The sequence below is a fragment of the Pseudomonas sp. Pseusp97 genome, from assembly GCF_047304025.1.
GTDB lineage: Bacteria > Pseudomonadota > Gammaproteobacteria > Pseudomonadales > Pseudomonadaceae > Pseudomonas.
Genome location: NZ_JBGLYK010000188.1, coordinates 1 through 11,651, shown reverse-complemented (window position 1 = coordinate 11,651; position 11,651 = coordinate 1). Strand labels below are relative to the sequence as shown.

The window sequence follows — 11,651 nt, the reverse complement described above, 5'->3', positions numbered from 1 at the left end:
GGCACGCGCTGACGGGCCATCCCTGGCCCGACAGCGCTCTCGCGACATCCATGTCGCTCAACCCCTGAAACTGCGCTTCAACGAGGCCTCCTGAACGGGGCCGTCGGAGTGCGCTGACGTTTCTCTGGAAGTCTTCAGAGTCAAAGCAAAGCTAGCTACGGTGCTGATGCTTTTCGTAGGAGCGAGCTTGCTCGCGAACCGCACTCTGCCGCCTTCCCCCTTGCGATACCGATGCTGTCCTGCATACCGTTGGGACAGAATGAAAAACGCCCCGCAATAGCGGGGCGTTTTTCGTGCCATCACCGCAGACTCAACCCTCCTTGGGTTTCGTCTGCTCCGGCGCCTGGGCCGTGGTCGGCGCCTTGGCGTCCTTGGCGATTTCCTGCTCCTGTGCGGCCTTGTCCTGCGGCAGCTTGTCGAACTCGTGCAGGCCGTCCTTCTTGTACGGGTCGCCGATCCAGCGCGGGGCGGCGGCGAACTGCGCGTTCACCAGGCTCTTGGCCGGTTCGTAACGGTCGTAGCTCAGGCCGGCGAGGTCGGAGAGGGTGTGGATCAGGTGCGAGCTGCTGTAGGAACGCTTGGCCGCCGCCTGCAGGTCGCGCGGGTGCTCGGCCTGCCAGCTCGGCGAAGTCCAGACCATGAACGGAATGGTGTACATCGGCCGGGTCGGGTCCATTTCGTTGCGGCCCAGGCGGTCGTGGTTGCCCGAGCTGTAGACCTCTTCGCCGTGATCGGAGAGGTAGAGCATGAAGCCGTTGGCGTTGGCCGCCGAGTAACGCTTGATCAGGCTCGACACCACGAAGTCGTTGTAGCGCACCGCGTTGTCGTAGAAGTTGTAGGTTTCCACCTGGTCATCCGACAGCGCCGAGGGCGCGCCCTGGCGGTCCTTGAAGTAGGCGAACTCTTCCGGATAGCGGTAGCGGTAGTCCATGTGCGTGCCAAGCAGGTGGACCACGATGAACTTCTTCTGCGCCGGGTCCTTCAGGGCCTTTTCGAACGGGTCCAGCACCACGCCGTCGTACTGGCTGGCGTTCTGGTTGCGCTGGTTGTTCAGGTACGCCTGCTCGTCCGTCTGCTGGGAGAAGGTGGTGAGCATGGTGTTGCGCTTGGTCATCGTCTGCTGGTTGGTGATCCAGAAGGTCTTGTAGCCCGCCTGTTTCATCAGGTTGATCAGCGACGGATCGGTGAGGAACTTGTCCGGGTTCTGCTCATCGCCGAAGGTGAGGATCTGCTGCATCACCTCGATGGTGTAGGGGCGCGGCGCGACGACGTTCTGGAACACGGTGAGGCCTTGGCCGCTGGCGGCGAGCGCGTCGAGGTTCGGCGTGGTATCGCGGCCGTAGCCGTACAGGTGCATGTGCTGGCGAGTGGTGGATTCGCCCAGCACCAGGACCAGGGTGCGCGGGGCTTCGCCGCTGCTGTCCTTGAGGTTCTGCAGGGGCGGCAGCGAGGCGTTCTGCTGCAGCAGCTTCTGCATGTTGTCCAGCTGCTGGCGGTACTGGACGTAGCCGACCACCAGTTGCCACGGTACCGCCGGCTCCATGCGCGACTGCACCTTTTCCAGCGCCTGGGCGAAGGTGCGCTCCTGGGTGACCATCTGCTTGTAGAAGGGGTAGAACAGGTTCAGCACCACCAGCAGCACGGCCAGCGGCACGCGGGCGTAGGCGGGCATGCTGATGGGACGGATGCGCTTCCACAGCACCACGGCGACGACGCTGTAGGCCAGCAATGCCAGGCACAGCCAGAGGCTGAAGTACTGGCTGAAGTACTCGCCGGCCTCGGCAGTGTTCGATTCGAACATCACGAAGATGACGCTCTGGGAGAACTCCTGCTTGTAGATGCCGAAGTAGCTCAGGCCCACCAGCGAGGCGCCCCAGAGCACCAGGCCGATGACGGCGGCGATGCCCTTGGTGAAGCGCGGCAGCAGCAGCGGCGGAGCGAGCCACAGGCTGCTGAGGAAGAACGCGTCACGGAATCCGGCGAAACCGGTGGTGCCGCTGAACAGGATCAGCGCCTGGGTGACGCCGGAGAAGTACCAGAAGAACAGCAGGAGCCAGCCCAGGGCGGCCCAGTCCACGCGTTTGCGCGCTACGGGGGATGTGGTGTTCGACACTTGCGCCTCGTCGTTACGTGGCGGCTGCCGAACGCTCCGGCAACCAGGTTAGCCGGCAAAGATAGCAGGGCGGGCGTGAAAATTACGTCAAGGGGCGTCAGGCAACGCCCATCTGCTGGGCAAGACGCTGCAGGTCCGAGTCGTCGCCCAGTTCGGCGGCGCGTTGGAAATAGGCCAGGGTCACCTCCTGCAGGCTCGGCGGCATGGAAGCGGCCAACTGGTCGCGGGCGACGCGCAGGAAATTGAGATTGCCGCCTTCCAGCGCGCGCTCCAGCCAGATGCGCGCGGCAGGCAGGTCGCCGCGCTCGACGAGCACTGAGGCGTGGCTGAACTGCCCACGGAAATCCCCGGCCTCGGCCGACCGACGGTACCACTGGTGCGCCGTATCCAGGTCGCGCGGCACCGCCAGGCCGTCCTCGTGGAAGCGCCCGACCAGATTCATCGACTTGGCATGCCCCAGCGCCGCCGCGCTCTGGTACAGCGCCAGCGCGCGGGCGTCGTCGCGCGCCACGCCGCGGCCGGTGGAGAGCAGGTTGGCGAGGTTGTACATGGCCCAGTCGAGCTTCTGCTGCGCGGCAATCGCGTAATGCCGGGCGGCGCCGGCTTCGTCTTTCGCGCAGCCCCAGCCATGCTCCAGGCAGCGCCCGAGCATGTTGCGCGCCATCGCATGGCCGCGCTCGGCAGCGATGCCGAACCAAGTCAGGGCGAGGCCGACATCCTGCTCGATGCCGTGGCCGTCGAGGAGGATCTGTCCGAGCAGCGCCTGGGCTTTGATGTCTCCTTTGCGGGCGCCGGCCAGGATCAGGCGAGCGGTCTGCCTCGGGTTATCGGCGAGCTGGCCGGTCAGGTCTTCGACGTTGACTTCTTCGGTGCGGCGCAGGACGAAACTCATGGCGGCTCAGACGTCCACCCAACGGCGCAGCAGGTTGTGGTAGGTGCCGGTCAGCTCGATCAGCGCCGGATGGTCCGGTACGTCGCGGGTCAGCGCCTGGATCGACTGGTCCATCTGGAACAGCAGGGCGCGCTGGCTGTCCTCGCGCACCAGGCTCTGGGTCCAGAAGAACGAGGCGATGCGCGCGCCACGGGTCACCGGGTTGACCTTGTGCAGGCTGGTGGCGGGGTAGAGCACCAGGTCGCCGGCCGGCAGCTTGACCTGCTGGGTGCCATAAGTGTCCTGGATCACCAGTTCGCCGCCGTCGTAGTCCTCCGGATCGCTGAAGAACAGCGTCGAGGAGACGTCGGTGCGCACCCGCTCGCGGCCGCCCTGGGTGTCGCGCACGGCATTGTCGATGTGGAAGTCGAAGGAGCCGCCGCCGGTGTAGCAGTTGAACAGCGGCGGGAAAACCTTGTTCGGCAGCGCGGCCGACTGGAACAACGGGTTGCTCCACAGGCGCTGCAGCATGGCTTCGCCGATCTCGCGGGCCAGCGGATGATCCTGCGGCAGTTGCAGGTTGTGCTTGGCGCGGGACGACTGGTAGCCGGCGGTGACCTTGCCGTCGGCCCACTCGGCCTGTTCCAGGGCGGCGCGGATGCGCGCCACCTCGTCACGGGTGAAGACGCCGGGAATGTGCAACAGCATGGTGCGGTTTCCATCAGCTTGGATAATTTGCCAATGATAATGATTTGCAACATCCCGCCACAACCGCCATACCCCTGCTTCCGACAGGGGGAAAGTGTAAAAGTTGTAAATCATCTGCGTATGGTAATGAATGTGAATTGATACAAATTCTCAATTGCAATAAATTGCGCGGCCTTCATGACCCCTGGGGAGGGAGTTTCGATGTCGCGTCAATCCACCGAGTTCGCCGGCAGCAAGCCGCGCCTTCTAGTCAGCGCCGTCGGCGTGGCGATCACCGCCATGTCCGGCACCCATCTGGCCCACGCTGCCGAGGCTTCGCCGAAGAAGTCCGGTCAGGACGTGCTGTCGCTGGACGCCGATACCGTCGTCGGACAGCAGCAGGATCCGATGACCTACAACGTGGCGAAGTCTGCGTCGAAGAAGTACACCGCACCGTTGCTCGATACGCCGCGCTCGGTGACCGTGGTGCCGCAGCAGGTGATCAAGGACACTGGCGCGCTGACCCTGCAGGATGCGCTGCGCACCGTGCCGGGCATCACCTTCGGCGCCGGCGAGGGTGGCAACCCGACGGGTGACCGTCCGTTCATCCGTGGCTTCGACGCGCAGAGCGACACCTACGTCGACGGCGTCCGAGATACCGGCGCGCAGTCCCGCGAGGTCTTCAACCTCGAGCAGATCGAAGTCAGCAAGGGCCCGAACTCAGCCTTCGGCGGCCGCGGCTCGGCCGGTGGCAGCCTGAACCTGATCAGCAAACAGGCCAAGGCCGGCAACTTCACCAACGGCAGCTTCACCTACGGCTCCGACCAGACCCGCCGCTACACCCTCGACACCAACCAGGAATTCCTCGACGGCAATGCCGCCTTCCGCCTGAACCTGATGACCCACGACCAGAACGTCGCCGGTCGCCAGGCGGTGGATGCCAGCCGCTGGGGTATCGCCCCGTCGATGACCTTCGGCCTCAACGGCCCGACCCGCGTCACCGTCAGCCACTACCACCTGGAAAGCGACGACACGCCGGACTCGGGCATCCCGTACGCCAAGAGCGCCGACCGCAGCAAGCACAACCCCGACAAGCCGGTGAACGTCGACCGCGACAACTACTACGGCCTTGAGGATCGCGACTTCCAGAAGAGCCGCATCGACACCAGCACCATCACCTTCGACCATGACTTCAACGATGCCCTGAGCCTGCGCAACACCCTGCGCTACGGCACCGCGCATCAGGATTACATCTGGACCCAGCCCGACGACAGCCAGGGCAACATCAACAACGGGACCGTCTGGCGCCGCAACAACAACCGCATCAGCACCACCACCACGGCGACCAACCAGACCGACCTGTTCGGCGAGTTCTACCTGGCCGGCTTCAAGAACAGCTTCACCACCGGCCTGGAGTTCACCCGCGAAGACAGCAAGCGCGACGGCTACACGGTGAACACCAACACCGGTTCCAGCGCAGGCGCCAACAAGTGCCGCCCGGCCATCGTCGGCGCACCCAGCGGCTACAACTGCACCAGCCTGGAAAACCCCAACCCGCACGATCCGTGGAACGGCAGCATCGTCCGCAACTACAAGCCGCTGAACACCGTCGCCACCACCAAGGCGATCTACGGCTTCGACACCATCGATCTGAACGAGCAATGGCAGGTCAACGTCGGCGCGCGTTTCGACAGCTTCGAGACCACCGCGAAGAACCACGGCGTGAGCCCCACCACCAAGTTCGAGGACAGCTCCAGCTTCTGGAACTGGCAGGCCGGCGTGGTCTACAAGCCGGCGCCCAACGGCAGCATCTACGCGTCCTACGCTACCTCGGCGACCCCGCCGGGCAGCATGCTGGACAACGGCGACACCTCCAACTCGGTCGACACCTTCGCGGTGAAGAACAACCTGGAGCCTGAAGAAACCACCAACTACGAAATCGGCACCAAGTGGAACTTCCTCGACGAGCGCCTGGAGTTGACTGCAGCGATCTTCCGCACCGACAAGGACAATGCCCGCGTACTGGTCTCCAACCAGACCTACGACAACGCCGGCCAGTCCCGCGTCGACGGCATCGAGCTGTCCGCCAGCGGCAGGATCACCGACAAGTGGAAGGTCTTCGCCGGTTACAGCTACCTCGACAGCGAGCTGGTCAAGGCGGGCAGGTCCGGTCGTAGCGGTACGGTGAACGCCACCGCGCCGTCCAACGACGGCAACCAGATGCCCAACACCCCGGAGAACAGCTTCAGCCTGTGGACCACCTACGACGTACTGCCCAACGCCACCATCGGCGGCGGCACCTTCTACGTCGACAAGGTTTACGGCGACGTGGCCAACACCATGTATGTCCCGGACTACTGGCGCTACGACGCGATGGCTGCCTACAAGCTGAGCAAGAACGTCGACTTCCAGCTCAACGTGCAGAACGTCTTCGACAAGAAGTACTTCGACAAGGCCTACGCCTCGCACTACGCGTCGCAGGCAGCCGGCCGCACCGTCCTGCTGTCCACCAACTTCCACTTCTGAAGTCGCGCACTTCTGGCGACCCGCCCCGGCCGATGCTCCTCGGCCGGGGTTTTTCTTTGTCCGGCCCTGAGCCGAAGGTAAGGCCAGGGTAAAGATTGTTAAATTGGCTGCGTTTGCGATCAATTCTCATTAAAATGCCCGCCCTGCGTGGAGGGTCTGCGAAGGTGAAGCCGCGGTGTTGAAGAAAGTCCTGTTCCAGTTGCATTGGCTGTTCGGTATCAGCGCAGGTCTGGTGCTGGCGCTGATGGGTGTCACCGGCGCGATGCTGTCGTTCCAGGATGAGATCCTGCGCGTCGTCAACCCCGAGAGCCTGGTGGTGGCAAAGCGCGCCGAGCCCGTGCTGCCGATGGACGAACTGATCCGCCGGGTGGAGAGCGCCGAGCCGGGCAAGAAGGTCGCCTTCGTCTGGCTCAGGACCGAGGGCGTGGAGTCCGCGCGCCTGTTCTTTACCCCGCCGCCGGGCCAGCGCCGTGGCGAATCGCGCTATGTCGACCCTTACACCGCCCAGGCCCTGCCTGCGCCGGTGGGTGAGGGCGCGTTCATGTTCATCATGCAACTGCACCGCTTCCTCGCCGCTGGCGAAGTCGGCCAGCGCATCACGGCCGCCTGCACCCTTATCCTGGTCTTCTTCTGCCTCTCCGGCCTCTACCTGCGCTGGCCGCGCAAGGCCCTGAACTGGCGCACCTGGCTGACCTTCGACTGGCGCAAGAAGGGCCGCGCCTTCAACTGGGACCTGCACGCCGTGGCCGGCACCTGGTGCCTGGTGTTCTATCTCCTGGCCTCGCTGACCGGCCTGTACTGGTCCTACGAGTGGTACCGCAACGGCCTGTTCAAGCTGCTCGACGATGCCCCGGCCGGCCAGGCCAAGGGCGGCCAGCGCGGCGGCAAACGCGGCGCGGCCCCCGAAGGCCCGCCGCCAGTGGTGGACGCCACCGCCATCTGGAACACCATCCAGCAGACCGGCGGCGCCGCCATGACCGCCTACAACCTGCGGCTGCCCCCGGTGAAGGGCCAGCCGGCCACCGTGTTCTACCTCCTCGACGACGCCGCCCACGAGCGCGCCTTCAACGAGATGACCATCGACCCGGCCAGCGGCAAGCTGCTCAAGGATCGCCGCTACAACGACAGCAGCACCGGCAAGCAACTGCTCACCAGCGTCTATGCCCTGCATGTGGGCAGCTATTTCGGCCTCACCGGGCGCATCCTGATGATGCTCGCGAGCCTCGCCATGCCGCTGTTCTTCATCACCGGCTGGCTGCTCTACCTCGACCGCCGCCGCAAGAAGCGCGCGGCCCAGGCTGCCCGTGGCGAACTGGCTGGCAGCGGCGTTGGCGCCGATTCCTGGCTGGTGGGCTACGCCAGCCAGAGCGGCTTCGCCGAGCAACTGGCCTGGCAGAGTGCCGGCCAGCTGCAGGCCGCCGGCTTGCCGGTGCGTGTCGAACCGCTGGGCAAGCTGGATCGTGCGCAGCTGGAGCAAACCCGCAACGCACTGTTCGTGGTCAGCACCTTCGGCGAAGGCGAAGCGCCGGACAGCGCCCGCGGCTTCGAGCGCCAGGTGCTTGGCCAGGCCGTGGGACTCCATGACCTGCGCTTCGCCATCCTCGCCCTGGGCGACCGCCAGTACGAACACTTCTGCGGCTTCGCCCGGCGCATGCAGGGCTGGCTGCAAGGGCAGGGCGCGCGCCCGCTGTTCGACGGCGTCGAAGTGGACAACGGCGATGCTGCCGCGCTGCACGACTGGCAGCTCCGCCTGGCCGAACTTTCCGGCGCCGCACCGCAATCGGCCTTCACTGCGCCGGCGTTCGAGGTCTGGACGCTGAGCGGTCGCGAGCACCTCAATCCTGGCAGCCAGGGCGAATCCACCTGGCTGTTGCGTCTCTCTGCGCCCAGCGATTCGCAGATCGACTGGGCCGCCGGCGACCTGGTGGAAATCGTTCCGCGCCAGCCGGACTTCCTCGTCGCCCGATGGCTCGACCGCCTCGGCCTGGACGGCGCCGCCAGGGTGCAGGTGGATGGCCTGGCCATGCCGCTCAAGGACGCCCTGGCCGGCTGCCTGCTGCCCAGCAACCTGGAACACCTGGTCGGCCAGCATGGCCAGGCGGTGGTTGATGCGCTGATCAGACTCTCGGTGCGCCAGTACTCCATCGCCTCGCTGCGCAGTCATGGCGCCCTGGAGTTGATCGTCCGCCAGGAACAACACGCCGACGGCTCGCTGGGCATCTGCTCCGGTTGGCTGACCGAGTACCTGCCCGAAGGCGGCAGCCTGCTGCTGCGGCTGCGGCGCAACCGCAGTTTCCACCTTCCTGAGGACGACCGCCCGCTGGTCCTGATCGGCAACGGCACCGGCATCGCCGGCCTGCGCGCGCTGCTGCAGGCGAGCGTGGCCGAGGGACGTTCGCGCAACTGGCTGCTGTTCGGCGAGCGCAACATCGCCCATGACTTCTACTGTCGCGAGGAACTCGAAGGCCTGCTGGCGCGCGGCGAACTGCAGCGCCTGGACGTTGCCTTCTCCCGCGACCAGGCCGAGAAGGTCTACGTGCAGGACCGCCTGCGCGCCAGCGGCGAAGTCCTCGCGCAGTGGCTCGACGACGGCGCGGCCATCTACGTCTGCGGCAGCCTGCAAGGTATGGCCGAGGGCGTCGACCGCACCCTGCGCGAGATACTCGGCGATGCCGAGGTCGAGACGCTGCTGGAGAGCGGCCGCTACCGGCGCGACGTGTATTGACCGGGCGTTGGGTGTAGCCGATCGCGGCCGAAGTCCGCTCCCACGCAGCGCGGTGCTGGGCAGCGTCTGCTTTTCGTAGGAGCGAGCTTGCTCGCGAACGGGTTCCCCACGTTCCGCCCAAGCCGCAGGCCTGATCTGGATCTGTAGGAGCGGACCTTGTCCGCGAATCCGGCGCGGCGTAAACGTCGCTGGTCGGTAGGCACTTCGGCAGGGTGCCATCTGAGGCGGTGGTGGCCAGCCGGCAAGGCCGGTGTGGCGGTGGCAATTCGCGGACGGAGTCCGCTCCTACGCGGCGCGGAGCTGGGCAGCGTCTGCTTTTCGTAGGAGCGAGCTTGCTCGCGAACGGATTTCCGAGCGGCTCCGACGCTGGGCGGGATCGCGAGCAAGCTCGCTCCTACAGGGAGGCGCTGCGCTCCGCTGGCGATTCTTCTCGGAGCACCGCAAACAGAAAGGCCCCCGCGAATGCGGAGGCCTTTCTGTTTTCAGGCGCGGCTCAGATTCAAAGGCGGTTCATATCCACAGGAACAACGCCAGCACTGTCGCGAAGAAACCCCACTTCTGCAGGTAATACAGCTTGCGGTTGCGCTTCTTCAGCGCCTTGCCCTGCAGGCGGATCCTGTACAGAGAGGCGAAGGCGCGGTTGATGCCGCCGGTCTTGTCCCCCGCGTCGTTGGGCGAGGCCGCCGCGGCCATCACGTTGCGGCTGAACCAGCGGTTGAACGCCGTCACCCAGCCATATTTCAGCGGCCGCTCGATATCGCAGAAGAGGATCACCCGGTCGTGGTCCGTGGTGTTCTCGGCGTAGTGGATATAGGTCTCGTCGAACACCACCGCCTCACCGTCGCGCCAGTGGTAGCGCTCGCCGTCCACCTCGATGAAGCAGCCCGGATCGTTCGGCGTCAGCAGGCCCAGGTGATAGCGCAGCGAACCGGCGTAGGGGTCGCGGTGGCGCACCAGGCGCGAGCCCGGTGGCAGCTCGGCGAACATCGCCGCCTTCACCGACGGAATCTGCCGCAGCAGCTCGGTGGTCTTCGGGCACAGGGCGTCGGCGGAGGGATGGCTGTCGTCGTACCATTTCAGGTAGAAGCGCTTCCAGCCGGTCTTGAAGAACGAGTTGAAACCCACGTCGTTGAGCTGGTCGGAGCGCTTGATGCTGCCGGCGTCGCGCAGGTGCAGGGCTTCGCTGCGGATGGTTTCCCAGTTGTCGCTGAGCAGGCGCATCTCGGGAAATTCTTCGGTGGGCAAATACGGCCGGCTCGGCACCCGGGAGAACAGGTACATCAGGCAGTTGATCGGCGCCAGGAAGCTGGAATGGTCGCTCAGCTGGCGCGTGAACTTGTGGCGCACCCGCCCACGCAAGTGGACATAGACGATGCTCAGGCCGAAGGCGGCCAGAATGGCGGCTTTGATCATTCGGGGGAGTTTCCGCGGGTCTAGATCGGGAATGGTACTCCTCCTGAACGTGACTGAGTATTCTCCGAAGGCCAAAGGCCATTTGCTGCTTTACCCTGTGGGAAATATCGAAGGATGGCGAGACCGATGACCGAGCGCACCCCGCGAATCCTGCTCAACTGCGATATGGGCGAGAGCTTCGGCGCCTGGCGCATGGGCGACGACGCCCACGCCATGCCATTGATCGACCAGGCCAACCTCGCCTGTGGCTACCATGCGGGCGACCCGCTGACCATGCAGCGCACCGTTCGCCTGGCGGTGGAGCAAGGCGTCAGTATCGGCGCGCACCCGGCCTACCCGGATCTGGCCGGCTTCGGCCGCCGGCACATGAGCTGCTCGCCCGAGGAAGTCCACGCCCTGGTGCTCTACCAGATCGGCGCGCTGGATGCCTTCTGCCGGGCGGCCGGCACCCAGGTCGCCTACGTGAAGCCCCACGGCGCGCTGTACAACGACCTGGTGCGCGATGACGCGCTGCTCTGCGCCGTGCTCGACGCCTGCGCCGCCTTCCGCAAGCGCCTGCCGTTGATGGTGCTGGCCCTGGCCGATAACAGCCGCGAGCTGCAATTGGCGGATGTGGCCGATGTGCCGCTGATGTTCGAAGCCTTCGCCGACCGCGCCTACCTGCCCGACGGCCAGCTCGCCCCGCGCCGGCTGGCCAACGCCGTGCATCACGACCCCCAGCGCATCCTCGACCAGGCCCTGGCCATCGCCCGCGGCGAGCCCTTCCCGGACATCGACGGCAACCCGCTGCGGCTGCGCGCCGACAGCCTCTGCGTGCATGGTGACAACCCCGAATCCCTGGCGGTGCTGCGGCGCCTGCGTGGCCTGCTGGACCAGGCATGATCCGCATCGAAGCCTTCGGCGCCACCGCGCTGCTGATCACTCTTGCCGAGCAGCCCGACGACGCGCTGCCGCTGCGCATCGCCCGGCTGGCCGAGCACTTGCGCACCGAGCTGGGCGTGGCGCTGACGGATTGCGTGCCCGGCTGGACCACGTTGCTGCTGCACTACGACCTGCTGCGCATCGATCTGCCGCAACTGCACGAGCGCGTGCAGGCCGCGCTGACGGATTGGCCCGGCGACGCCGTGGCGAACGACGCCGGGCGCCTGCATGAAATCGCCGTGTGCTACGCCGGCGAAGACCTCAGCGAAGTCGCCCGGCTGTGCGGGCTCACTGCCACCCAGGTGATCGACCTGCACGCCGGCCGCGCGATAAGTCTCCTCATCGATGGGCACGAAACGCACGAGATCGCCCACCGCCAACGGGCAGGGCGGCTC

Annotated in this window: 8 protein-coding genes; 4 read left to right on the top strand and 4 right to left on the bottom strand. The window is 65.8% G+C overall.

Annotated features, from left to right (window positions below; genetic code table 11):
* Window positions 1-310: 310 nt before the first annotated feature.
* The 3 genes from ACCC94_RS23180 to ACCC94_RS23170 all read right to left on the bottom strand — a co-directional run bounded on the left by ACCC94_RS23180 (window position 311) and on the right by ACCC94_RS23170 (window position 3,692).
* The gene (locus ACCC94_RS23180; RefSeq protein ID WP_413351935.1) at window positions 311-2,113 is read right to left on the bottom strand and encodes a phosphoethanolamine transferase CptA; all 1,803 of its coding nucleotides are present in this window, start codon (window positions 2,111-2,113) and stop codon (window positions 311-313) included.
* Window positions 2,114-2,210: 97 nt separating this feature from the next.
* Window positions 2,211-3,005: a tetratricopeptide repeat protein gene (locus tag ACCC94_RS23175; protein WP_413351934.1), complete on the bottom strand. Its 795-nt coding sequence runs from the start codon at window positions 3,003-3,005 to the stop codon at window positions 2,211-2,213.
* 6 nt (window positions 3,006-3,011) lie between these two features.
* Window positions 3,012-3,692 carry a Fe2+-dependent dioxygenase gene (locus ACCC94_RS23170; protein WP_413351933.1) on the bottom strand — a complete coding sequence of 227 codons (681 nt, stop codon included), beginning with the start codon at window positions 3,690-3,692 and terminating at the stop codon, window positions 3,012-3,014.
* Between the two features lie 201 nt (window positions 3,693-3,893).
* On the opposite strand from ACCC94_RS23170, the gene ACCC94_RS23165 reads away from it, so the two are divergent.
* Both ACCC94_RS23165 and ACCC94_RS23160 read left to right on the top strand, forming a co-directional pair.
* On the top strand, window positions 3,894-6,197 hold the full coding sequence (locus ACCC94_RS23165; RefSeq protein ID WP_413351932.1) for a TonB-dependent receptor: 2,304 nt from the start codon (window positions 3,894-3,896) through the stop codon (window positions 6,195-6,197).
* 178 nt (window positions 6,198-6,375) lie between these two features.
* On the top strand, window positions 6,376-8,922 hold the full coding sequence (locus ACCC94_RS23160; protein ID WP_413351937.1) for a PepSY domain-containing protein: 2,547 nt from the start codon (window positions 6,376-6,378) through the stop codon (window positions 8,920-8,922).
* 510 nt (window positions 8,923-9,432) lie between these two features.
* Here ACCC94_RS23160 and lpxO read toward each other — a convergent pair.
* The gene (gene lpxO / locus ACCC94_RS23155; RefSeq protein WP_413351936.1) at window positions 9,433-10,332 is read right to left on the bottom strand and encodes a lipid A hydroxylase LpxO; all 900 of its coding nucleotides are present in this window, start codon (window positions 10,330-10,332) and stop codon (window positions 9,433-9,435) included.
* 129 nt (window positions 10,333-10,461) lie between these two features.
* On the opposite strand from lpxO, the gene ACCC94_RS23150 reads away from it, so the two are divergent.
* Together ACCC94_RS23150 and ACCC94_RS23145 are read left to right on the top strand one after the other, a co-directional pair.
* Window positions 10,462-11,217, top strand: a complete 756-nt coding sequence (locus ACCC94_RS23150; RefSeq protein ID WP_413351931.1) for a 5-oxoprolinase subunit PxpA — start codon at window positions 10,462-10,464, stop codon at window positions 11,215-11,217.
* On the top strand, window positions 11,214-11,651 hold a 438-nt coding region (locus ACCC94_RS23145), incomplete at its 3' end, for a carboxyltransferase domain-containing protein (protein ID WP_413351930.1). The genes ACCC94_RS23150 and ACCC94_RS23145, both read left to right, overlap by 4 nt.